This window comes from Neisseria perflava (genome assembly GCF_024170405.1).
Lineage (GTDB): Bacteria > Pseudomonadota > Gammaproteobacteria > Burkholderiales > Neisseriaceae > Neisseria > Neisseria perflava_B.
Genome location: NZ_JALJYC010000002.1, coordinates 99,151 through 121,841, shown reverse-complemented (window position 1 = coordinate 121,841; position 22,691 = coordinate 99,151). Strand labels below are relative to the sequence as shown.

Below are 22,691 nucleotides of genomic sequence, written 5' to 3'. Positions count from 1 at the left end.
CGTCTGAACCCATGTCGCTCGCACTGGTGTACAGCCGCGCCCTCAGCGGCATGAATGCGCCCTTGGTTGAGGTGGAAGCCCACCTCGCCAACGGCCTGCCTGCGTTTAACATCGTCGGCCTGCCTGATACCGAGGTCAAGGAAAGCCGCGACCGCGTCAGGGCGGCGATTGTGCAGAGCGGTTTCGATTTCCCCGCCAAAAAAATCACCGTCAACCTCGCCCCTGCCGATTTGCCCAAAGAGTCGGGGCGCTTCGATTTGCCGATTGCCGTCGGCATTCTGGCCGCTTCCGGCCAAATCAGTTCCGAAAAACTCGCGCAATACGAATTCGCCGGCGAGCTGGCTTTGTCGGGCTTGCTGCGCCCCGTGCGCGGCGCCTTGGCAATGGCGTGGCAGGGCATGCAGGCGGGGCGCTCGTTTGTGTTGCCGCCTGAAAACGCCAAGCAAGCGGCGGTGATGAAAAATATTGCCGTGTACGGCGCGGATTCCTTGGGTGCGGTAGCGGCGCACCTCAACGGTATCGAGCCTTTGGCGCAAGCTGTGTGCGACACGGGCGGCAGGCCGTCTGAACACGGCAGGCTGCCCGATTTGGCCGATGTCAAAGGCCAGCATACCGCGCGATTGGCGCTGGAAATCGCCGCCGCAGGCGGACACAGCCTGCTGATGATGGGGCCGCCGGGTACCGGAAAATCCATGCTGGCGCAGCGGCTGCCCGGCATTTTGCCGCCGCTGACCGAAGACGAATTGGTGGAAACGTGGGCGTTGCGTTCGCTTTTGCCCAACCACCAGCAGCAGCTCGACCACACGCGCCCGTTCCGTTCGCCGCACCACAGCGCCAGTTCCGCTGCGATGGTGGGCGGCGGCTCTGACCCGCGTCCGGGCGAAATTTCATTGTCGCACCACGGCGTATTGTTTCTCGACGAATTGCCCGAATTTGACCGCAAAGTGTTGGAAGTATTGCGCGAGCCACTGGAAAACGGCGAAATCCACATCTCCCGTGCGGCACGGCAGGCGGTGTATCCGGCCAAGTTTCAATTGGTCGCGGCGATGAACCCTTGTCCTTGCGGCTATCTCGGCCATCCGAGCAAACCCTGCCGCTGCACGCCCGAAAGCATTGCCCGCTACCGCAGCAAAATTTCCGGCCCGCTGCTCGACCGCATTGATTTGACGATTGAAGTCCCCAGCCTGTCGGCGGCGGAACTTATGCAGCAGGCGGCGGGCGATAGCAGCGCGAGCGTGTTGCAGCGCGTCAGCGCCGCCCGCGAGCGCCAATATGCGCGGCAGGGCAAGGTCAACGCCGCTTTGGGTGTCAACGAATTGGAAACCGTGGCGCGGATTCAAAAAGAAGCGCAGGAGGCATTGGGCGCGATGTTGGAAAAACTTTCCCTTTCCGCCCGCAGCTTCCACCGCATTATGCGCGTGGCGCGCACGCTGGCGGATTTGGCGGGCGATGAAGAAGTGTCGCGTGTGCATGTATTAAAAGCCGTCGGCTTCCGCCGCGCATTGTGAGGCGTTTTTAGACGGCCTCTGCCTTATGGCGTTGCGTGCGGCGTAAAAAGAATGTAAACCGTCGGCGCGGTTTTGCCGAACATAGCAGATATTGATAGAATGTGCGCTTTGGAGACACGGCAGTGGTAGCGCCCGATGCCGTCTGAAAATAGTTAAGGTTATGGTATGAATAAGCAAACACAACATGGTAAGGGTCTGTCCGGCTTTTTGGCCGGTCTGCTGCTGGCAACGGCGGTGATTGTCGGGATTTTGTTTTTCCTAAGCGAAAGCAATCAAAACGTGTTTAAAGACCGCCAGCGCACCCAGCCGTCGGAGAAACCTGAAGTGTTGAAACCGCAGGAGCCGTCCAAACCGGCGCCCGAGCCGCAGCCTGTACCGGCCAGTACGCAAGACGATCCTTTGCGCGATTTGATTGAAGAGAAAGAAAAAGCCGCTTCCGAGGCTGCTGCCCAAGCTGCGCGTGAAAAAGAAGCGCAACAGCGTGCGGCGGAGGAGCGTGAAGCCGAAGAAGCCAAGCGTGCGCAAGAAGCTGAGGAAGAGCAATCAGCCGCCGAAGCTGCTGCCGCAGCCAAACTGACGGCGGAAAAAGAAGCGGCTGCCAAAAAACAACGCCAAGCCGAACTGAAAGCTGAGTTGGCGAAAAAACGCGCCGACAAAGCCAAAGCCGACAAAGCGGCTGCCGACAAAAAGGCCGCAGCCGAATTGAGCGAAAAACAAAAAGCCCGTGCCGAGCGTAAATTGGCCGAGAAAAAGGCTGCTGAGAAAAAAGCTGCCGAGCAGAAAGCTAAAGCGCAAGCCACGAAAAAACCGGCCAAACCGACGCCTGAGCAAATCCTCGACAGCGGCAACATCGAAAAAGCCCGTAAAGCGGCCAATGAAGAGGCGAAACGCAAAGCCGCCGAAAAACCGGCCGAGAAAAAAGCCGCTTCTGCCAAATCTTCAGACGGCCGTAAAGCCGACGCCGCCAAAGCTAATGTGAAAGAGGGCGCTAAAGGTAAGAAAGTTATCGTGCAGATGGGTTCATACGCCGACCGAGACAGTGCGGACGCGCAGCGTGCGAAACTGGCGATGATGGGCGTGCAATCCAGTGTGGTATCCAGCACCGCCAACGGCAAAAACGTGTACCGCGTACAAAGCGGCGTGATGGGACAGGATGCGGCCAAACGCGTGCAGCAGACCTTGCAGAAAAACGGCGTCAGCAGCTTTACCCGTGCGGCACAGTAAAACGGATGAATCCTGATGAAGATGAAAGCATTATTCGCTGCCGCCGTTGCCTTATTGGGCATGACGGCAGCGCAGGCGGCAATGGTGGGCAAAGACTATACGGTTTTGGCGCAACCGGTGCCGCAGCTGCAAAGCGGTAAAGTGGAAGTGTTGGAATTTTTCGGCTACTTCTGCGTCCATTGCTACCATCTCGATCCGGTTTTGCTGGCGCACAGCAAAACCTTTGCGCCGGATACTTATCTGCGTACCGAGCATGTGGTGTGGCAGCCGGAAATGCTCGGCTTGGCGCGCGTGGCCGCTGCGGTTAACAGCTCGGGTTTGAAACATCAGGCAAATCCGGCGGTGTTCAAAGCGGTTTACGAGCAGAAAATCAATTTGGCCGACAGCGCCACCTTCAAGCAATGGGCGGCGGCGCAGCGCGGATTTGACGGCGCCAAGCTGATTGCGGCTTACGACTCGCCGGTGAGCGCGGCGCAGGCCAAGAAAATGCAGACGCTGACGGAAACCTACCGCATTGAAAATACGCCGACGGTCATTGTCGGCGGCAAATATCAGGTCAAATTCGACAACGGCTATGAGGTCGGGATGAAGACCATTGACGAATTGATTGCTAAGGTGAGAAGCGAGCGCGGCGCGGGAAAATCCGCCCGACGCTGACCCGCAGACTACCGATAAGCGCAAAATTAATAACGGGCAGCCGGTAACGGCTGCTTGAATTTTTTAAGTTTCATATAATCATGCCCGGGTAAACTGTATGGCGATATGCGCTGCATGGTGAAATGAAACCAAACCGAAAAGCGGTAGGTTTTAATCCGTTTCATGATGCGGGATATCGTTTGTTTAGGGGCGCATCAGGTGCTGCCTGCTTTGTTTGAACCGGCCGTTATCAAGGCCGTCTGAAAGAGATGTAATGGATATTTTATTGTTTGTAAAAGCCCTGATTTTGGGCATAGTCGAAGGTTTGACCGAATTCCTGCCGATTTCGAGTACAGGCCACTTGATTGTGTTCGGCGATTTGCTGAATTTCCACAGCAACGGCAAAGTATTTGAAATTGCCATTCAATTAGGCGCGGTATTGGCGGTGATTTTTGAATACCGCCAGCGCTTTGCGCACATCATCGGCGGCTTGGGGCGCGACCGCACGGCCAACCGGTTTGTGTTGAATCTGGCGGTGGCGTTTGTGCCGGCGGCGGTGGTCGGTTTGCTGTTCAGCAAGCAAATTAAGCTGTATCTGTTTAACCCGATTACCGTGGCTACCATGCTGGTGTTGGGCGGTTTCTTTATCCTGTGGGTAGAAAAACGCCAGGAAAATAGAACGCCGAAAGTGACCAAAGTCGATGATATGCGCCCGATTGATGCCTTTGTGGTCGGCTGCGCGCAAATCTGCGCCTTGGTGCCGGGTACTTCGCGTTCGGGCAGTACCATCATGGGCGGTATGTTGTGGGGTTTGGAGCGTAAAGTCGCGACTGAATTTTCCTTCTTCCTTGCCGTGCCGATGATGATTGCAGCGACAGGCTATGATGTGGTGAAACATTACAAGCTGTTTACGCTGGAAGACATCGGCTTGATTGCGGTGGGTTTTATTGCCGCATTCTGCGCCGGTTTGCTGGCGGTCAAGGCGCTGCTGAAATTTGTGGCAAGCAAAAACTATGTGCCGTTTGCCTATTACCGTATCGTGTTCGGCGGCCTGATTTTGCTGACATGGGCGATGGGCTGGGTCAACTGGGCGGAATAATACCGCTGCACTATAAAAGGCCGTCTGACACCAAAGCAACGGGTTTCAGACGGCCTTTTGATTAAAATAACAGAATGCTATTCCACAATTTCTGTAAAGACCACGGTTTTCTGGCCGCGCGTCAGGGTGGCGGAGCCTTCCTGCACGTTCCATTTGGTACTGAAATTGCTGTATTCCACGCCTTTCGTCCAAGTGGCGGACTGCTTGAGCGTTTCCACGGTGTTGCCTTGGTGCAGCTCCATTTCCAGCGGGCTGTGGCTGTTGAGATAAACCGCCGTTACCGTTTGCCCGTCAGCGGCTTTGTAGCGGACGGAATAGTTTTGCGCTTCGGCTACGGTCGGCACGGGCGCTTCCGGGCGCACGGCCTTATAGGAGCCGCAAGCGGTGCAGAGTAGGGCAAGCAGTAGGAAAGGGGCAGACTTCAGCATGGCGGTTAGGAATCAGTAATGGTGGTGCGGGATTTCGCCGTTCAAATGATAATAAGTGCCACAGTAGGGGCATTCGATGTCGCCGTTGGACTGAATCGGCAGGAAAACGCGCGGATGGCCGTTCCAAGTTTCATGTTTCGGGCCGGAGCAGTGCAGCGGCAAATCGGCGGGACTGATTTCGACAACGGGATTTTCGCGGACGGCGGTCATGGTGTGTTTCCTTTAAGCAAATTATTCTGGTAAGGCGGTATTCATTATAGCCAAATCGGTAAATCTTTGAAACAAGGCCGTCTGAAACATCTTTCAGACGGCCTTGTTACCGCTTACATCGGCAGGATAATCAGCACACTTCGACCAACCAGCCGTGTTTGTCTTCAACCAAACCGTATTGGATGTCAGTAATGGCTTTGCGCAGGATGTTGCCGCGCTCTTGGCTTTGGACGGCGATTTCTTGACCGTTAATCACGAAAGAAGTTACCGGAGAAATCACGGCGGCAGTACCGGTCAGGATGGCTTCGGCACCGTTTTCTACGGCGGCTTTCAACTCGTCAACGGTAAAGTTGCGCTCGCTCACGGTGTAGCCCAAGTCTTTGGCGACGGTTAAGACGGAGTCGCGGGTCACGCCGTGCAGGAATTCGTCGGTCAGCGGTTTGGTGATCAGCTTGTTGCCGTTAATCAGGATAAAGTTGGACGCACCGGTTTCCTGTACGTCACCGTTGGGGCAGAACAAGACTTGGTTGGCGCCGTGTTCGGCTTTGGCTTTCAAGACCCACGGCATGGCGGAGGCGTAGTTACCGCCGCATTTCACGCGACCCATGTGCGGGGCGCAGCGGATGTGCTCGGTTTCCACCAAGATTTTCACCGGCGAGCCGGATTTGAAATAATCGCCGACGGGAGAAGCCAAAATATACAAGAGCGCGGTTTCAGACGGCGAACCGGCTTTGCCGATAACCGGATCGGTACCAATCAGGGTCGGGCGCAGATACAGGGCGGCCGGCGCATCAGGGATCTCGTCGGCAGCGCGTTTGACCAATTCCACCAAAGCGTTCAGGTAGGCTTCGGTTTCGGGGCGCGGCAGGTGGAGAATGTCGGCACTTTGCTGCATACGCGCGATATTGGCGGTGGGGCGGAACATCACGATTTTGCCGTTGGCTTGGCGGAAGGCTTTCAGGCCTTCGAAGCATTCGCTACCGTAGTGCAACGCATGCGCACCCGGGGCGAGGGTCAGCTCTTTGGAGGTTTGCCACTCGACAGGCTGCCATGCGCCGTCTTTGAATGCGATAACGGGCATTTCGGCGTGGAATACGCTGCCGAATACGGCGGGAACGGGTCTGCTCATGATGAATTGCCTTTCTTATTTTGATTAGAGTATTTGCATAGAATAAAAGGTTAAACAATACGCTTGAGCAAAGGGATTGGCAAGGGGGGTGCGGCGGATTTTGACGGTTTTTTAACGGCGGGCGCGGCGCAAACGGTTGTCGGGCGGGAAAAGCGGTTGAGAAAAACGGGGTGAATTGTCAGCAATATAACGGCGTTGCGGTATCGGGCGAACGCGGCGGCGGTGGGCGGAGGGTGCGGCTTTTCCTATCCTAAAAGCCTTAAATCGTTTAAACTAAGCGCGAATTATTTTCAGACGGCCTTTGCTGCGCATGTATCTGCGGGCGGTCGGCTGCGCAAAATATCATGGAGAGATTATCATGAAGATTGTTTACAATATCATTAAAATTCTGATTTTATTGATATTCCTTTTGCTGGCTGTCAGCAATACGCAAACGGTATCGTTTTATTACCTGCCCGGCCAGCTGCTGGATTTGCCGCTGATTGTGGTGTTGTTCGGCGCGTTTGTGATTGGGATTGTGTTCGGCATGTTTGCCTTGTTTGGCCGTTTGCTGTCGCTACGCGGCGAAAACGGCCGCCTGCGTGCGGAAGTGAAAAAATCTGCCCGCGTAAGCGAACACGATATTCAGACGGCCTCGCCTGCGCCTGCCGCAGATAACGCCGCTCAGCCCAAAGCCTGAAACAGTAAAGGAAGATGATGGATAACGAACTTTGGATGATTTTGCTGCCGATTATCCTGTTGCCGGTGTTTTTCGCAATGGGCTGGTTTGCCGCCCGCGTGGATATGAAAACGGTGTTGAAACAGGCCAAAAGCATTCCGGCCGGTTTCTACCGCAGCTTGGATGCGCTGGTTGACCGTAACAGCGGCCGCGCCGCACGCGAGTTGGCGGAAGTGATTGACCAGCAGCCGCAGTCTTATGAATTGAACCTGACCTTGGGCAAACTTTACCGCCAACGCGGGGAAAACGACAAAGCCATCAATATGCACCAGGCTTTGCTGGAGTCGCCCGATACCGTGAATGAAAAGCGCGAGCGCGTGCTGTTTGAATTGGCGGAAAACTACCAAAATGCAGGCTTGGTCGATCGCGCCGAGCAGATTTTTCTCGGCTTACAGGATGGCGATATGGCGCGTGAAGCCCGCCAGCACCTGATGAGCATTTACCAGCAGGATCGCGACTGGGAAAAAGCCATCGAATTGGCGCAACTATTGAGCCATGAGGAGCAGACTTACCAGTTTGAAATCGCGCAGTTTTATTGCGAATTGGCGCAAACGGCCTTGTTCAAATCCAATTTTGACGTGGCGCGTTACAATGTGCAGAAAGCGTTGGAAGCGAATAAAAAATGTACCCGCGCCAATATGATTTTGGGCGATATCGAGTTCAAACAGGGTAATTTTGCCGCAGCGGTGGACGCATACAGCGCCATTGAGCAGCAAAACCACGCTTATTTGAGCATGGTCGGCGAAAAGCTCTACGACGCTTATGCCGCGCAGGGCAAAAAAGAAGAGGGTTTGAACCAGTTGATCGGCTATATGCAGACCTTCCCCGATTTGGATTTGATTAATGTCATTTATGAAAAATCGCTGCTGCTCAAAGGCGAAACTGAAGCTGCGCAAACGGCGGTGGAGCTGGTGCGGCAAAAACCCGATTTGAGCGGCGTGTACCGCTTATTGGGCTTGAAACTCAGCGACATGAATCCGACATGGAAAGCCGATGCAGACATGATGCGTTCGGTCATCGGCCGCCAGTTGCAAAAAAGCGTGATGTACCGCTGCCGCAACTGCCATTTCAAATCACAGGTCTTTTTCTGGCACTGTCCGGCGTGCAACAAATGGGAAACCTTTACGCCGAATAAGATTGAGGTCTAACGGGAAAAGCCGCCGGTATTCGTTATCGGCGGCTTTTGTGTATCAGCGCGAAGCGCAAGGAGGCCGTATGAAAAGCAAGTATTATGGTGTCGCCGTTATTGCGGGCATGGCCATGTTGGGCGCATGCAGCAGCGTCGATCGGGTTCACAAAAGCGAGACGGAAACGATACAGGCGGCGATGATTAGCGGCAATACGCTTTATTTGGCGGGAGAGAAGTACGATTATCAGTTTGACGGCGCGGACATCGGCAAATTCGCCGGATTCATCCGTTCGCCATTGGCACGCCTGAAAACGCGCACTTCGATGGAAATCCGTGTCAACGAAAAACAGGCGGCGCAAATCGGCTACCGCGTGGCGTTTCAGGAAAAGCTGACGCCGCATCAGGAGGAGCAGCTGACGCAAACCTACGGGCAAAAATACCGTGTCATTCATTTCAATGCGCAAGGGCGCGTGGTAACGCTGGCAAACAAGGCGGAAATGTTGCAGAAGCACCGTTGGCGCAAAGCCGAACAAGTCCGCCTGAGCCATACCAAGCGCGGTTATTTGTTGAATGACGGCCTGAAAACGGTGATTGGAGCGCCGGTGATTTTGGGTGCGGCGGTGGTGGTGGTGCCGCTGGCAACGGCGATGACGGTCGGGTGTTTGGCCTCGGACGGCTGCCCGTTTAAATAATTGCTTTTCGTTTTAATGCGTTGGGTAGGGAAAAGGCCGTCTGAAAATGACAAATCATTTGGGATTTGTCATTTTCAGACGGCCTTTGGGCTTGGTCAGCAAGGGATGTGAGCAGGCAATATGCGCTGCACTATGTTTGACGGATGTTACTCGCCAAAACGGTGCAGATTTTCCTTATCCTTTTCGGTAACTTCGCGCAATACGCGGCAGGGAACGCCGCCGGCAATCACGTTGTCGGGAATATTTTTGGTAACCACGCTGCCCGCCGCAATCACCACATTGCTGCCTATGGTCACACCCGGCATGACTTTTACGCCGCCGCCTATCCATACGTTGTCGCCGACCGTAATCGGGTGGGCAAATTCCAAGCCCTGACTGCGCCGCTGGCTGTCAATAGGGTGTCCAGCGGTGTAAAAGCCGCAGTCGGGCGCGATGAAGACGTTATTGCCGAAGGTAACTTTGGCACCGTCTAAAATGACCAAATTATGGTTGGCGTAAAAATTTTCTCCCAGCTCGATGTTGTAGCCGTAGTCGCACCAAAACGGTTGGGTAATATAGAACTGAGCGGGTGTTTTGCCCAGCAGTTTGCGCAGAATTTGCTGCTGCTTGTCACTTTCAGACGGCTTGGTCTGGTTGAAGTCGAAACATAAATTTTTGGCAGCGATACGCTCGGCAGTCAATTCGGGGTTGTAGTTGGCGTCATACAGCTCGCTGTCGAGCATTTTTTGTTTTTCGGTTTTCATGGGGATAATCCTGTTTGATTTTATGGGAAAGGCCGTCTGAAAAATCGCTTGGTTTTCAGACGGCCTTGTTTGATATGTTTTATACCGATACCGCCGCTTTGATATGTGGGTGCGGGTCGTAGCCGCTCAGTTCGAAGTCTTCAAATTTGAAATCAAACAAATCTTTCACTTCGGGATTGAGCGTCATGGTCGGCAAGGCGCGCGGTTCGCGGGTCAGTTGCAGCTTGGCCTGCTCGAAATGGTTGTTATACAAATGCGCGTCGCCGAAGGTATGGATAAATTCGCCTGCCTGCAAACCGCATACCTGCGCCACCATCATGGTTAAGAGCGCGTAGCTGGCGATGTTGAACGGCACACCCAAGAAAATATCCGCGCTGCGCTGGTAAAGCTGGCACGACAATTTGCCGTCGGCCACGTAAAACTGAAACAGCGCGTGGCAGGGCGGCAGCGCCATTTCATCCACCAAAGCCGGATTCCACGCCGACACAATCAGGCGGCGCGAATCGGGATTGTTTTTGATTTGCGCAATCAGATTGCTGATTTGGTCGATGTGGCGGCCGTCGGGTGCGGGCCAGCTGCGCCATTGGTAGCCGTACACCGGGCCGAGGTCGCCGTTTTCATCGGCCCACTCGTCCCAAATGGAGACGTTGTTGTCTTTCAGATATTTGATGTTGGTGTCGCCTTTGAGAAACCACAGCAGCTCATGAATGATGGAGCGCAGGTGCAGCTTTTTGGTGGTTAAAAGCGGAAAGCCCTCGCTCAAATCGAAGCGCATTTGGTAGCCGAACACCGAGCGCGTGCCGGTGCCGGTGCGGTCGGATTTGTCGGTGCCGTGTTCGAGAACGTGGCGCATTAAGTCTAAATAGGCTTTCATCGGGTTTCCTTGTCTTGATGGTTTTAGCTTGGCCGCTATTCTATCATTTTTATGCGCTTCAGACGGCCTCGGATTGCACCTCCGGCCAAATGCGCCGAAATGGGCGGCGGTGTGCAAAATTGTTGACAGTTTTTAGGATTTGAATCAAGCCGGAGTAAAAGTTTACATCAATATTTTAGAAAAAATTATAAATTCAAAATGGGATAATATGATAAATTTTAATTTATAATTGGAATAGTATATGATTTTAATAGCTTAATTATAAAATAATATGCCAATCATCAAAAATCCGTTTTAAAAACTGTCAACAATTTTACAAAAAAATGCTTGTCGCAAAAAAAGAAAGGGTTTATATTCCGCCCTACTGAAATACAGCATTTTCCCCTTATTCATCCCTCTCTATTTTGGAGCTTACCATGACTGACTTGAACACTCTGTTCGCAGACCTGAAAAAACGCAACCCCAACCAAGAGCCGTTCCACCAAGCCGTAGAAGAAGTATTCGGCAGCCTGAAACCGTTTTTGGAAAAAAATCCAAAATACACCCAACAAGCCCTGTTGGAACGCATCGTTGAGCCTGAGCGCGTGATTCAGTTCCGCGTCACCTGGACTGACGACAAAGGTCAAGTTCAAGTCAACCGAGGCTACCGTATTCAAATGAACTCCGCTATCGGCCCTTATAAAGGCGGCTTGCGCTTCCACCCGACCGTCGATTTGGGCGTGTTGAAATTCCTGGCCTTTGAACAAGTGTTCAAAAATGCCCTGACTACCCTGCCGATGGGCGGCGGTAAAGGCGGTTCCGACTTCGATCCTAAAGGCAAATCCGATGCCGAAGTAATGCGTTTCTGCCAAGCCTTTATGACTGAATTGTACCGTCACATCGGCCCGAACACCGACGTACCGGCCGGCGACATCGGCGTGGGCGGCCGCGAAATCGGTTATCTGTATGGCCAATACAAAAAAATCCGCAACGAATTTGCCTCTGTATTGACCGGTAAAGGCCTGCAATGGGGTGGCAGCCTGATTCGTCCGGAAGCCACCGGTTACGGTACGGTTTACTTTGCCCAATCTATGTTGGAAACCCGTAACGACAACTTCGAAGGCAAACGCGTGGTGATTTCCGGTTCCGGCAACGTGGCGCAATATGCCTGCGAAAAAGCCATCCAACTGGGCGCGAAAGTGTTGACCGTTTCCGACTCCAACGGCTACGTATTATTCCCCGACAGCGGCATGACCGAAGCGCAACTGGCTGCTTTGATCGAATTGAAAGAAGTGCGCCGCGAACGCGTTTCCACTTACGCCAAAGAGCAAGGCCTGCAATACTTTGACGCGCAAAAACCGTGGGGTGTCAAATGCGACATCGCCCTGCCGTGCGCCACTCAAAACGAGCTGGATGAAAACGATGCCAAAACCCTGCTGGCAAACAGCTGCTTCGTCGTAGCCGAAGGTGCGAACATGCCTTCTACTTTGGGCGCGGTCGAGCAGTTCCTGAACGCCCGTATCCTGTACGCTCCGGGCAAAGCTTCCAACGCCGGCGGCGTGGCTACTTCCGGTTTGGAAATGAGCCAAAACGCGATTCGTTTGTCTTGGACGCGCGAAGAAGTTGACCAACGTCTGTTCAACATCATGAAAGACATCCACGAATCTTGCGTGAAATACGGCAAACGCGAAGACGGCAGCATCAACTACGTTGACGGCGCCAACATCGCCGGTTTCGTGAAAGTGGCCGAAGCCATGCTGGCTCAAGGTATCTAAGTTGATATAGATTAAAAATATCAAAGTTAAGGCCGTCTGCAACCTCAAGGTTTCAGACGGCCTTTTATTATTGTAGGATTGTTTGAAAATCCATCTGATTTATCTTTAAAAGTCAGACATCTGCACAATGTTTTTTTAAACGATTTTGTCTATCATTAACTCATATATCTAATTCTGCCAATATGCAGTTTTCCGAACATCTCGCTATCAATATCTCTAACCATTGTTTTTTCTCTTCTCTTCAAAAGGAGTATTGTATGTCTGTTTCAGGAAATTCTGATGCCGTCAGTTATGCCAAAGTTACCGACGGCAAAACCGCCGCTGAAACCGGCGACCGTATTGAGTATGTCAAAGTATCCCTTGCTTTTTTACCGCTGTCCACGCCGGTCAGTGATGCCAAGGTACTGACAGGTCGCCAAAAACCGCTAACTGAAGTGGCGATGGTATTCGCTGAAATCCGTACCCGCGACGGTTATGACGGTATCGGCTTCAGCTATTCTAAACGTGCAGGCGGCTACGGTATTTTTGCCCATGCTAAAGAAATTGCCGACAATCTGTTGGGTGAAGATCCCAACGATATCGACAAAATTTACACCAAATTATTGTGGGCGGGTGCCTCGGTCGGCCGTAGCGGTATGACCGTGCAGGCCATTTCCCCCTTTGACATTGCCTTGTGGGATATGAAAGCCAAACGTGCCAAGTTGCCTTTGGCCAAGCTGATAGGTGCACACCGAGATTCTGTGCGCTGCTACAATACTTCCGGCGGTTTTCTGCATACTCCTCTTGAGCAAGTGTTGAAAAATGTTGCCATTTCGCGTGAAAGCGGTATCGGCGGCATCAAACTCAAAGTCGGCCATCCCGACAACGCCGAAGATTTGAAACGTTTGATTGCTGTGCGTAAAGAATTGGGTGATTTTCCACTGATGGTTGATGCTAATCAGCAATGGGACAGAGATACTGCCATCCGCATGAGTCGTAAAATGGAGCAGTTTGACTTGGTATGGATTGAAGAGCCGCTCGATGCGTACGATGTTGAAGGGCACGCTGCGCTGACTACTGCGTTGGATACTCCGATTGCCACTGGTGAGATGCTGACCAGTTACCGCGAACACGAGCAGTTGATTTTGGGTAACGCCAGCGACTTTGTCCAGCCTGATGCCCCGCGTGTGGGCGGTATTACCCCGTTTTTGCAAATCATGCAGCTTGCGCATCGGCACGGTCGGAAACTCGCCCCGCATTTTGCCATGGAAATCCATATCCACTTGGCCGCTGCTTATCCGATTGAACCGTGGTTGGAACACTTTGAATGGCTTAATCCATTGTTTAATGAGCAGCTTGAATTGCGTGATGGTAGGATGTGGATTTCCGACCGATATGGATTGGGTGTGACCTTGAGTGAACAGGCGCTTAAATGGATGGTGCAGACTGCCGAGTTCGGCAAGCAACCATAAAGTATGAGTGCTTGAATTTAAGATAAAGCCGGAGGCCATTTGAAACGGAATTTGTTTCAGACGGCCTCCGGCTTTTTGAGAAAACCTGACACAATATACAGTTGGAAAAAGTAAATTCTGGCATAAAGTGGCGAGCCGCAGACAGTGTTAAGAGTAAGTAATACGGCAAGGAGAGGCCAACGCTGTCACAGAACCTAATTTTTCCGACTATATCCGACTATAGTTTCCAAATATTTTGCTGGGTTTGTCATCCGGCTTACGACGGGTACGGTACACTTAATCCGCAATTTCGGCAAATTTCGCCCAATTATCCAACACATATTTCGCCGCTGCCGCCAAATCCTCATCGGCGGCTTCGTAATATTCGCCGTCGAGTTCTTCAAAATCACTAAATTTGGCGCGGATGTCGGCTAAAGGCGTATCGTTTTCCGCCAACGCTTCAATTTCTGCGCCGTATTTTGCATACAGGGCTTTGGCCTTGTCCAAAATTTTCGGTGTCGGCTTAATCCGCCAGCGGCGCAGGCTGTCGGCCACGGGGTTATGGAAAATATATTCGCCGTAGCCCGCCGCAATCAGTTGCACAAAGCCGCCTTCCTGCACCTGGCTGTCGAGATAGCAATAGGCAACCAACGTGTGCTGCTCGTCGTTTAGCGCGGCCATTTCTTCATCGCCCCTTTGCGCGGTGTAGTCCAAACAGACGGCGCTAAGGGTATAAAGCAATTCGGTGGGATCTTGCGGATTGAGGTCGGAAAGCTGGAGCAGGGTAGTCATGGTGAGGCCGTCTGAAAAAATAGAATGGTTTGATTATAAAGAAAAACGTGGTGTTTGGGCTAGTTGTCGGCATATGCGGTATGTTTTTTGCGCATTTTCAGACGGCCTGTAATTCAATAGTTTTGAACAATAAACTATCGAATACCCATTAAATCCAAACTATGCTATTGTAGCCAAACCGAAAACAGGATAACACTATGCACACGCTCCCCCTGCACACCCCGCAATATGCCGAACTCCCCAACACCTTCTATTCCAGCGTCAATCCCGAGCCGTTAAACGCGCCGTATTGGGTGGCAGTCAACGCTGATTTGTTGGCAGAACTCGGCCTGCCGTCTGAAAACGATTTCAAAACAGCCGACAATTTGGCCTATCTCTCCGGCAGCGCCGGACATTACCAGCCGCAGCCGATTGCCACCGTATATAGTGGCCACCAGTTTGGCGTTTATACCCCGCGTTTGGGCGACGGGCGCGCGCTGCTCATCGGCGATACGCTGGACGAAGTAGGCCGCCGTTGGGAATGGCAGCTCAAAGGCGCGGGCAAAACGCCGTATTCGCGCTTTGCCGACGGCCGCGCCGTGTTGCGCTCCAGCATACGCGAGTATCTCTGCTCCGAGGCCATGCACGGCCTCGGTATTCCGACCACGCGTGCGCTGGCGCTGACCGGCAGCGATGACTCCGTGTACCGCGAAGAGGCGGAAACCGCTGCCGTGCTGACCCGCGTTGCGCCGTCGTTTATTCGTTTCGGCCATTTTGAATACCTGTTTTACAAAGGGCGGGAAGACGAAGTGAAAACGCTGGCTGATTATGTTATCCGCCACCATTATCCCGACTGCGCCGCCGCCGAAAATCCCTATCTCGCGCTGCTGCAACAGATTGCCCTGCGCACCGCCGAACTCGCCGCCCGCTGGCAGAGCGTCGGCTTCTGCCACGGCGTGTTGAATACCGACAATATGTCCGCGCTGGGGCTGACCATAGATTACGGGCCGTTCGGCTTTATGGAGGCTTACGACCGCCACCATATCTGCAACCACTCCGACGGCAAAGGCCGCTACGCCTACAATGCCCAGCCGTATATCGCGCATTGGAATATTTCCGCGCTGGCGCAGGCGCTGCAAGGGCTGATTGCCATCGACGACATCAATGCCTTGTTGGAACAATGGCCAAACGATTTTCAGACGGCCTATCTCAATGCCATGCGCCCCAAGCTCGGCCTGTTGACCGCGCAGCATGATGATGACGCGCTGGTGGCGGATATGTTTGCCGCACTGCAAGGTAGGGGCGTGGATTTTACCCTGTATTTCCGCCATTTAAGCGGCGTGAGCAATGTTCACGGCGACCCGCTGCCGTCTGAATTGGCGGCACTTTTTGGCGATGATATTCCGGCCGCGTTCAGCCGCTGGATGGGGCGCTACCGCCAACGCCTGCGTGCCGAAAACAACAACCCTCTTGAACGCGCCGAGCGCATGAATCGCACCAACCCCTTGTATGTCTTACGCAATTATTTGGCCGAACAAGCCATTGCGCTGGCGAAAAACGGCGACTACCGCGAAATTGAACGCCTGCGCCGCTGCTTGGCCGACCCGTATCAGGAACGCGCCGAATTTGCCGATTTCGCCGTCCCTGCGCCGGCGGAAATGGCGGCGGTGTGCGTGAGCTGTTCGAGTTAAACGGGTGGGCAGCGTAGGCGGGTATACAGTCTGTTGTTGCGCTGCGGTATCCGTATGTGTTTCCTAGATGGGCATTTCAAGATAAAATATCCCTTCATTTGAAAGGGTTTACTATGAATACTGTCTTAAAACTCGATCCACTGGTTGATGTTTTCGATACTCAAGCCGAAGCCGACAGTTACGATACCTGGCTGCGTGCCAAGGTAGAGGCCTCCCTGTGTGATATCCGCCCGGCCTTACCGCATGATGAGGCTCTGGCCGCCATGGATGCCGAACTGGAACGCAGAAAGACCGCCCGTACTGCCCGTTGAATGGAAAACCGCTGCCCGTTCGGATTTGATTGAGATTGTCGATTATATTGCCCGAGATAATCCGCAGGCCGCCGATCAAATGAAGTTTATTCTTTACGAAGCGGCCGAACGGCTTGGGGAAATGCCCTACATCAACCGTCGCGGCCGTGTGGCCGGTACGCGGGAAAAAATCGCCCATCCGAACTACATCATTGTGTATCGGGTGACTTCCGACAAGTGTAACGCGCCGAAATCTTTTGCACTAAATTTCGCTACCTTTTGCACCGGCTGGCGCTGATAATTTCTCCAGCTTTTGCACCAATCCTGCCCGTTTAAATTTATTTTAAACGGGCTTTAATCCTCCGCTAAAACCGCCACAGCATATTATCCTCATACCCAGCTACACCCCGCGCAACACTGGCCGTTAGTGAAATCTTATTTACCCCCTCAAACTTCGCCGCCCACTCCTCCGGTCGGCACTCTTTTACATAATCCAAATAAGCCAACAGCTCGCTGCGTGTGCTGCCGAAGAGTACGAAAGGCGGGCGCACCATGTGCATAAGGCGTAGAAAGTCGGCCATGCCGAAATAATGCGCGTTGGCATACATGCCCTGCATGGTGGAAACGTACGGCGGGTCGAGGATAAGCAGGGTGTTCGGCTGCGCGAGGTACGGTGGCAGCAGGGTTTGGAACGGTGCGCGTGCAATTTCTAATCCCTCCAAGTAGCCGTCTGCCGTCGGGTAATCGGTGCGGCGGACGGTGTGGTACATGTGTTTGCGGTAAAACTCGTCCAATGTGCCTGCCTGATTGCCGCTAAAGAGCAGCCAAGAGCGCAGGCAGTGGATGTCTTTAAAGCCGTCAAAGTCTTGAATAGTCTGCACCACGGCAGCTTTGGCGGATTTGTCCAGATGTTTGTCGCGCGGGAAATCGCGTAATAAATCGGACAATATCCGCCGTAAGCGGTTGGTGTCGGGAATATGACGCAGCCGTTCGGCGTAGCCGTCGAAATCGTTATATATCACGCGTGCGGCGGGTTTGCAGCGTTTGGCGGTGTGCGCCAACAGGCCGCTGCCGCCGAATACGTCAATCATCGTCCAGCCTGCGCCATCGGCGGGAATCCCGGCCAACACCTGCCTAAAGGCTTGAAGAAAGTTGCGTTTTTGCCCGACAAAGGGCAGCGGGGCTTTATGGTAAACAGTCATAGAAAGCAGGCACTCGCGGCGCTCTGCCTTATCGGTTAATCAGAAGGTTTTGATGAGTTTTTCGGCAATCCAGCGTGCGACCGGCGGACAGACGGCGTTTCCGGCAGCTTTAGACGCAATAAAGTCGGTGTCACCCAGTCCGCGTCGAAACCCATGATTTTCAGACGCTCTTTGCCGCTCAACCATCTGATGCCGTCCATCGGCGACAGCGACGATGTTTGAACAACCGAGGTCGATACTGGTGCCGCTGTCAAGTCCCGCAAGTAACGTAGGGTGCGCATCCGCCCAGGGGCTGCACGGTTCTGTCTGCCCAGAAACGCGTGCCACTGATCCGGCATCACCCATAAACTCCAATGGGGGTTGCTCTCCCAAACCGGCGCAAATGAATACGCGGCGGCGTTTTGTGGGGACTCCGAAATAACGAGCGTCAAGCACGCGCCAAAATCCCACATACCCGCACTCGGCAAGCGTTGCAAGTACCGTTTGGAAGTCTCGACCATTGTTGCTAGAGAGTAGACTGGTGATATTTTCAAGCACCAGCCAGCGCGGTTTGAGGGTATCGACGATGTGCATGGCGTTAAAGAACAAGCCTGTTCTTTTGCCGCCAAGTCCCGCTCTTTTGCCCATCGTAGAAACGTCTTGGCACGGAAATCCGCCAATGACGACATCGGTGCGCCAGAGTTCGGGCAGGCAGGTGGTAACGTCGCGGAACTGTTTGGCATGGGGAAAGCGGTCGCGCAAGGCTTCGTGGGGGAAGTCGGCGATTTCGACTTGCCAGGCCGTCTGAAATCCGGCTTGCTCGAAGCCGAGGTCGAAGCCGCCGATGCCTGCAAACAGGCTGCCGACGGTGGGTTTTGATGGTGCTGTGGCATCCATTTTGTCCTTTCCTCGACACTCGGGGCGCTCTTGAAGGGTTAAAAACGGTGCTCGCGGCACTCAGTGAAGTAATTAATTGAATGTATTGATGTGTTTGCAGCGGTGGCATTTGATTTGCACGCTGCCGCTGCCTTTGGCCAGCAGCTTGTTGCAGCGGCCGCAGTGCATTTCGCGGTAGGTCATCTTTTGCATTTCCTTACGATTCGTGTAGAATCCCGCCTGCTTCGCGCGAAGCAAGACGGCCTTGAAGTCAATGCAGCTTCTCCCTGCTTGGCTGGCGCGGTTGGTGCGCCAACACCGCCGTGCCACCGTCCCTCTTTATCTAATCCTGTTATTTCAAGCCTTTTCTCCTTTCTGTTTCTTATTCCGCGCTAAACGCAAACCACTGTACGCCCATTGCCGCAGACGAATAGTTGGTGCGTACCCAAAAGCCCTTGCAGGCTTCTTCGTCGTTGGCGTTCCATTTGGTGCAGAAATAAGTGCCGTTCATGGTGCGCTCCTGCTCGATAAACACCATCGGTTTACTGCTGTATGCCACGGGAAACTCAATCCAGTAAGAGGTTGCGTTACCCGTATTGCCGTCGGTGGGATAACCCGGCAGGCCGCCGACGGGAATGCTGCCGGATTGGAAGTTTTTCAGCGGCTGGGCGGCCTGCTGCGCTTTGAATAAGGCGGCTAATTTGTCCACTAAGGCATTAAGCTGCTGCACCAGAGTCATGATAAGGCGGCCTCCAGGCGGGCGACGAAGTCGGTGTCGGTATCGCCCAGATTCAGGGTCTGCTCGACGGCGGCTTTCTGCTCGCTGCTGAGGGTTTGCGCTTCGTCGAGGCGCAGGCGCAGGGCAACGGCTTGGGCGAGCGCGGCGGCGGTGGATTGGTCGTTTTTCAGCGCGTCTTCCAGCTCTTTGAGGGTGTCGTAGGCTTCGCCCGCGCCGCCGAGCAGCTCGTTTTTAAGCTGCTGGATGAGGGCGTTGGTTTTGGCGGAGGAATAAGCGCTTGAGGCAGACGGGGTGCTGTCGTCAATCGCTGCGCCGCTGCCGCCGGTGTTGGCGTTGTCCAAGCCGGTTTTCAATTCGTTGACCGCCCCGACGAGGCTGGTTTTATCGTCGGTGGTCAGGTCGGTCAGCGTGCCGACGTTGCCGAAGAGGGTTTTGAGCTGCTTGCCGACAAAATCGGTCAAGAGGTTGATGCGTTGAATCAGAGTCATGGTTTATCCTTTCAGGACATGGCTAAAATCAGGCGGGCGACAAAATCGGGGGCGGCGCCAGCGGTATCGTCTTTCACGCTTTTGAGCCACTCGGTAAAGTCGGCAAAGGTTTTGTCGGCGTTTTCGGCTTGGGCGAGCCAAGTGCGGTAAAGGTCGTCGTAGCGCTGCGCGGCGTTGGCGACGTTGCCGCGATGGGCTTTAAACTGGGTCAACATGGCGGCTGGTACTCTTGATGATTTCCACGGCAATATCGCCGCTGTATTGAACTAGGCCGTCTGAAACACGGGTAAAGGCGACATCGGCCACATACAATCCTTCTTTGAGGCCGTCTGAAATTTCAGACGGCAATGTCAGCAATACGCGGCTTTCGTCGGGATAAAGCGACACGGTAAATTCCGCCACCGGCGTGTTGTCATGCTTGCGGCGCAGCTGCGCGGCGGCGGTGACGCCCGTGAGCGAGGAAATGCCGTAGTCGTCTACAATTTCAAAGCACAGCGTGATTTCCAGCGTTTCGCCGCGCTTAAACGGGATGGCCTGCATGGTGCGCTCCTCCAAATACCCTTATTATCGGCTTTCAGACGGGCTTGCCGCCGCCGCACGCTTTCACACGGATAAATCGGTAAAATCCAAATCCGGCGCTTCGCTGACAATGGTATTGGTGGTTTTGTCGTAAAACACGCGGCTGCCGATGGCGGCATTTCCCTGCAACACCAAGGCGCTGCCGCCCTGCGCCGTGGCCGCCCACGCCGAGCCGCCCAAATCGCCGGTGATTTTCGCCACGCCGAGCTGTCGGCGGTTGAATACGGCATCGAATTGTTGCAGCAGATTCATAGCTTTTTAATCCTTGTTTAAAGGCCGTCTGAACGGCTTTTCAGACGGCCTTATTGTCGGGGAAACGCAGGCTGCGGCAGGCTCAGCCGCCTGATTTGTCAACTGTCCAAATAGCGGTTGATTTTTACCGTCTGCATGACCGTCGGCGCGTCGTTTTCAATACCGATGTCCAGCGTGACGCCCTCGACCACGCCTTTCCACGTCCCCGCAGGTTCGGCCACTTCCCAAATCTGCCCTAATTCCGCCAGCGGCACGGCGTATTTGTCGGATACCGGCAGGGTTACGGATTCCGTTTTGTGGATACCCGTATCGCTCAAGGCGGCAATGCCCGTCGCCAGCAGCACGGCGCGGTCGGTGTAAAGCGCGTTGGTCTGCGCCGCCGCACGCGGTTCTCGGCTCGTGCCTTCGCGGTACACATCGCCCGCCGCGCCGGTGGCGTGGGTGGCGCTGACAAACACGCCGTTGGCGCGTACCGCCACGCTGCGCTGGCCGCTGATTTGCGTGACCACGCTGGCGGGAATGCTCACGTCCGGCTCGGTGTCGGCGATTTTCCAAGCCGCCGCAGGCCAGCGCGGTTTCAGGCTCAACATCGGCAGCGCAGTGTTGCTGCATACAAAGCCGCCCGCCGCCTGCGCAATTTCGGTCAATACCGCCATCGGCGTTTTCTCCGTCAGCGAATACACGTCTTTCGGAATCAGCCAGTCTTCCAAGCCGAAGGATTCGATGGCAAAACCCAAGTATTTCAACACATCGTCGCACACCTGCCGCGCATACACCGGCGAGCGGTACGTGCCGTCGCCGAATTCGGCATAATCGCCGCCCAAGCGCGAGGTCAGGCTGCGCCCGCTGACGGTAAAGATTTTCTGCCCGAAGCGGCGGTTGTCGCTGTAATCCTCTGCCAAAAATACAAACGTCTCGGCGTTGACCGCCACGCTGATTTCCGCCTCCGCGCCTTTTTCGCGGCCGTCCATGCCCAATTTGGCAAACTCGTCCGGCGGCAGCGTGATCGAGCCTTGCCAGCAATAGCCGCCGGTGTCGCAGGTAAACGAAGCCGTAAGCAAATCCAGCGCTTGGCCGTTGTCGAAAGTGGCGGAAACAGCGTTATTAATCATATAAGTATCCAAAACAGGCGTATTGCTGACGATGTCGCAGGCAAAAGGCAGCGGCACGGATTTGGCCGAATGCGCCACCTTATGCCGTCTGAAACGCAGCGGAATGCGGTTTGACTTCGGCTTGATGCCGCAGACATAGGTATTTTCTTCCGTCTCTTCCGGCACCGCGATTTCATAGTATTCGCACGGCACGGCCAGCGCAGGCAGCCAGCGCGGTTTGAAACACGTTTGCAGCAGCGGCTCACCCTGATACAGATGGGGCAGATAGCGCTCCAATGCCGCCGTGCCCGCATAACGCGGCGCGGCGCAGCTTTGCAAAAACGGCGCAGACACCGCCGCCTGCGCCGCATGCAAACAGGCGCGTACCGCCCGCGCCACGCCCGTGACCGGCGCGATGTCGGCGTAAATATCGCCAAACGCGCCAACCCGCGCCCGACCGTAGCCGCCCAAGGCGGGGGAAGGCGTATAGACCAACTGCGGATTCGCATTCAGCCGCGCAAACGCCGCCGTTGCCATGTTCAAATCAAACGACACCGGCAGCGTAGCCAAATACGCGCCCGAATAATCATTCGCCAAAGCCGCGCCGTTTGCACGCCCCACGGCGCAGGCCGCCATATCCCGCACCGCATGCAGCGCAAAGCCCCACGATTGCGACACCGCCGCATAACCCGCCGCCGGTTGGTAATAATTCGGCGTATCGGTCTTTTCAGACGTTTCCGCTTCGTCGGCATAGCCCCAAGGCCGTCTGAACGGCAGCGGCAGCTCGCGGCTGAGGGCACGTTCGCTGATTAATTTGGCAAACGGAAGAAGAACGGCATTGTTGGCAAACGGGCTACTCATCGGGGGCTACATACGGTTTTACAAAATCATAGGCGACGGGTTCGTATTGTTTTTTGTGGTCGATGGCCACCATGAGAAATTCCACAGCGGGATTAAGCCGTTCAAACACATACGCGCCGTCTTCGCCGCTCCATACATCGCGCACGCAGCTCATCTTTTTGCGGTCAAGCAGAAAAATCCGCCGCTCGGCAGGCTCGCCGCCCACGGTCACAATCCCTTCGTTTTCGCCGGCGATATAGCCCTCACCGCCGTAATTGCCGCCGCCGACCAATAAATCGCGCTTGATTAAAAACGTCAT

28 protein-coding genes are annotated in these 22,691 nt (G+C 54.4%); 12 read left to right on the top strand and 16 right to left on the bottom strand.

Going from position 1 to position 22,691, the window contains the following annotated elements:
• The first annotated feature begins 11 nt into the window (after nt 1-11).
• From J2T37_RS01465 to J2T37_RS01450, 4 genes are all read left to right on the top strand, one after another.
• Nucleotides 12-1,508, top strand: coding sequence for a YifB family Mg chelatase-like AAA ATPase (locus J2T37_RS01465; RefSeq protein WP_253353421.1), 1,497 nt, complete (start codon nt 12-14; stop codon nt 1,506-1,508).
• Nucleotides 1,509-1,673: 165 nt separating this feature from the next.
• Nucleotides 1,674-2,732 carry an SPOR domain-containing protein gene (locus J2T37_RS01460; RefSeq protein ID WP_253353420.1) on the top strand — a complete coding sequence of 353 codons (1,059 nt, stop codon included), beginning with the start codon at nt 1,674-1,676 and terminating at the stop codon, nt 2,730-2,732.
• Nucleotides 2,733-2,747: 15 nt separating this feature from the next.
• Complete coding sequence (locus J2T37_RS01455) at nt 2,748-3,389, top strand: thiol:disulfide interchange protein DsbA/DsbL (RefSeq protein ID WP_253353419.1); 642 nt, start codon at nt 2,748-2,750, stop codon at nt 3,387-3,389.
• Nucleotides 3,390-3,642: 253 nt separating this feature from the next.
• Entirely contained in the window at nt 3,643-4,467 is an 825-nt protein-coding gene (locus tag J2T37_RS01450) for an undecaprenyl-diphosphate phosphatase (protein WP_253353418.1), read from the top strand.
• Between the two features lie 77 nt (nt 4,468-4,544).
• Here the strand turns inward: J2T37_RS01450 and J2T37_RS01445 are convergent, their stop codons facing one another.
• From J2T37_RS01445 to ilvE, 3 genes are all read right to left on the bottom strand, one after another.
• Nucleotides 4,545-4,892: a hypothetical protein gene (locus tag J2T37_RS01445; protein ID WP_437179429.1), complete on the bottom strand. Its 348-nt coding sequence runs from the start codon at nt 4,890-4,892 to the stop codon at nt 4,545-4,547.
• A 15-nt stretch (nt 4,893-4,907) separates the two neighbouring features.
• Complete coding sequence (locus J2T37_RS01440; RefSeq protein WP_253353416.1) at nt 4,908-5,105, bottom strand: zinc-finger domain-containing protein; 198 nt, start codon at nt 5,103-5,105, stop codon at nt 4,908-4,910.
• A gap of 130 nt (nt 5,106-5,235) precedes the next feature.
• On the bottom strand, nt 5,236-6,234 hold the full coding sequence (gene ilvE, locus J2T37_RS01435) for a branched-chain-amino-acid transaminase (protein WP_253353415.1): 999 nt from the start codon (nt 6,232-6,234) through the stop codon (nt 5,236-5,238).
• Between the two features lie 358 nt (nt 6,235-6,592).
• On the opposite strand from ilvE, the gene J2T37_RS01430 reads away from it, so the two are divergent.
• The 3 genes from J2T37_RS01430 (at nt 6,593) to J2T37_RS01420 (ending at nt 8,773) form a co-directional block, all read left to right on the top strand.
• Nucleotides 6,593-6,913 (top strand): LapA family protein, encoded by a 321-nt coding sequence (locus tag J2T37_RS01430; RefSeq protein WP_253353414.1) that lies wholly within the window; start codon nt 6,593-6,595, stop codon nt 6,911-6,913.
• Nucleotides 6,914-6,930: 17 nt separating this feature from the next.
• Nucleotides 6,931-8,100: a lipopolysaccharide assembly protein LapB gene (lapB, locus tag J2T37_RS01425; protein WP_253353413.1), complete on the top strand. Its 1,170-nt coding sequence runs from the start codon at nt 6,931-6,933 to the stop codon at nt 8,098-8,100.
• Nucleotides 8,101-8,167: 67 nt separating this feature from the next.
• The gene (locus J2T37_RS01420) at nt 8,168-8,773 is read left to right on the top strand and encodes a hypothetical protein (RefSeq protein WP_253353412.1); all 606 of its coding nucleotides are present in this window, start codon (nt 8,168-8,170) and stop codon (nt 8,771-8,773) included.
• Between the two features lie 146 nt (nt 8,774-8,919).
• Here the strand turns inward: J2T37_RS01420 and J2T37_RS01415 are convergent, their stop codons facing one another.
• Together J2T37_RS01415 and J2T37_RS01410 are read right to left on the bottom strand one after the other, a co-directional pair.
• Nucleotides 8,920-9,516 (bottom strand): sugar O-acetyltransferase, encoded by a 597-nt coding sequence (locus J2T37_RS01415; protein ID WP_253353411.1) that lies wholly within the window; start codon nt 9,514-9,516, stop codon nt 8,920-8,922.
• Between the two features lie 79 nt (nt 9,517-9,595).
• Nucleotides 9,596-10,390, bottom strand: a complete 795-nt coding sequence (locus J2T37_RS01410; RefSeq protein ID WP_253353410.1) for a thymidylate synthase — start codon at nt 10,388-10,390, stop codon at nt 9,596-9,598.
• Between the two features lie 416 nt (nt 10,391-10,806).
• Between J2T37_RS01410 and gdhA the strand changes: the two genes are divergently transcribed.
• Both gdhA and J2T37_RS01400 read left to right on the top strand, forming a co-directional pair.
• Nucleotides 10,807-12,144 carry an NADP-specific glutamate dehydrogenase gene (gdhA, locus tag J2T37_RS01405; RefSeq protein WP_253353409.1) on the top strand — a complete coding sequence of 446 codons (1,338 nt, stop codon included), beginning with the start codon at nt 10,807-10,809 and terminating at the stop codon, nt 12,142-12,144.
• A 257-nt stretch (nt 12,145-12,401) separates the two neighbouring features.
• Nucleotides 12,402-13,595, top strand: coding sequence for an L-talarate/galactarate dehydratase (locus J2T37_RS01400; RefSeq protein ID WP_253353408.1), 1,194 nt, complete (start codon nt 12,402-12,404; stop codon nt 13,593-13,595).
• A 276-nt stretch (nt 13,596-13,871) separates the two neighbouring features.
• Here the strand turns inward: J2T37_RS01400 and J2T37_RS01395 are convergent, their stop codons facing one another.
• Entirely contained in the window at nt 13,872-14,366 is a 495-nt protein-coding gene (locus tag J2T37_RS01395; RefSeq protein ID WP_253353407.1) for a DMP19 family protein, read from the bottom strand.
• 197 nt (nt 14,367-14,563) lie between these two features.
• On the opposite strand from J2T37_RS01395, the gene J2T37_RS01390 reads away from it, so the two are divergent.
• From J2T37_RS01390 to J2T37_RS01380, 3 genes are all read left to right on the top strand, one after another.
• Nucleotides 14,564-16,036: a protein adenylyltransferase SelO gene (locus tag J2T37_RS01390; protein ID WP_253353406.1), complete on the top strand. Its 1,473-nt coding sequence runs from the start codon at nt 14,564-14,566 to the stop codon at nt 16,034-16,036.
• A gap of 113 nt (nt 16,037-16,149) precedes the next feature.
• Complete coding sequence (gene relB / locus J2T37_RS01385; RefSeq protein WP_253353405.1) at nt 16,150-16,347, top strand: type II toxin-antitoxin system RelB family antitoxin; 198 nt, start codon at nt 16,150-16,152, stop codon at nt 16,345-16,347.
• Nucleotides 16,280-16,624, top strand: coding sequence for a type II toxin-antitoxin system RelE/ParE family toxin (locus J2T37_RS01380; protein WP_367398799.1), 345 nt, complete (start codon nt 16,280-16,282; stop codon nt 16,622-16,624). The genes relB and J2T37_RS01380 overlap by 68 nt, the downstream gene beginning before the upstream one ends.
• Before the next feature lie 67 nt (nt 16,625-16,691).
• Here J2T37_RS01380 and J2T37_RS01375 read toward each other — a convergent pair whose 3' ends face one another.
• The 10 genes from J2T37_RS01375 to J2T37_RS01330 all read right to left on the bottom strand — a co-directional run bounded on the left by J2T37_RS01375 (nt 16,692) and on the right by J2T37_RS01330 (nt 22,691).
• Nucleotides 16,692-17,528 carry a hypothetical protein gene (locus J2T37_RS01375; protein ID WP_253353403.1) on the bottom strand — a complete coding sequence of 279 codons (837 nt, stop codon included), beginning with the start codon at nt 17,526-17,528 and terminating at the stop codon, nt 16,692-16,694.
• Nucleotides 17,529-17,567: 39 nt separating this feature from the next.
• The gene (locus tag J2T37_RS01370) at nt 17,568-18,404 is read right to left on the bottom strand and encodes a DNA cytosine methyltransferase (protein ID WP_253353402.1); all 837 of its coding nucleotides are present in this window, start codon (nt 18,402-18,404) and stop codon (nt 17,568-17,570) included.
• 72 nt (nt 18,405-18,476) lie between these two features.
• Entirely contained in the window at nt 18,477-18,587 is a 111-nt protein-coding gene (locus J2T37_RS01365; protein ID WP_253353401.1) for a zinc finger domain-containing protein, read from the bottom strand.
• 178 nt (nt 18,588-18,765) lie between these two features.
• Nucleotides 18,766-19,122, bottom strand: a complete 357-nt coding sequence (locus J2T37_RS01360; protein ID WP_253353400.1) for a hypothetical protein — start codon at nt 19,120-19,122, stop codon at nt 18,766-18,768.
• Nucleotides 19,119-19,610, bottom strand: coding sequence for a hypothetical protein (locus J2T37_RS01355; protein WP_253353399.1), 492 nt, complete (start codon nt 19,608-19,610; stop codon nt 19,119-19,121). The genes J2T37_RS01360 and J2T37_RS01355 overlap by 4 nt, the downstream gene beginning before the upstream one ends.
• Before the next feature lie 11 nt (nt 19,611-19,621).
• Entirely contained in the window at nt 19,622-19,825 is a 204-nt protein-coding gene (locus J2T37_RS01350; RefSeq protein ID WP_253353398.1) for a hypothetical protein, read from the bottom strand.
• Nucleotides 19,809-20,150 (bottom strand): hypothetical protein, encoded by a 342-nt coding sequence (locus tag J2T37_RS01345; RefSeq protein WP_253353397.1) that lies wholly within the window; start codon nt 20,148-20,150, stop codon nt 19,809-19,811. Before J2T37_RS01345 ends, J2T37_RS01350 begins: the two co-directional genes overlap by 17 nt.
• A 63-nt stretch (nt 20,151-20,213) precedes the next feature.
• On the bottom strand, nt 20,214-20,441 hold the full coding sequence (locus J2T37_RS01340) for a hypothetical protein (protein WP_253353396.1): 228 nt from the start codon (nt 20,439-20,441) through the stop codon (nt 20,214-20,216).
• 98 nt (nt 20,442-20,539) lie between these two features.
• Nucleotides 20,540-22,393: a hypothetical protein gene (locus J2T37_RS01335; RefSeq protein WP_253353395.1), complete on the bottom strand. Its 1,854-nt coding sequence runs from the start codon at nt 22,391-22,393 to the stop codon at nt 20,540-20,542.
• On the bottom strand, nt 22,386-22,691 hold the full coding sequence (locus J2T37_RS01330) for a hypothetical protein (protein WP_253353394.1): 306 nt from the start codon (nt 22,689-22,691) through the stop codon (nt 22,386-22,388). The genes J2T37_RS01335 and J2T37_RS01330 overlap by 8 nt, the downstream gene beginning before the upstream one ends.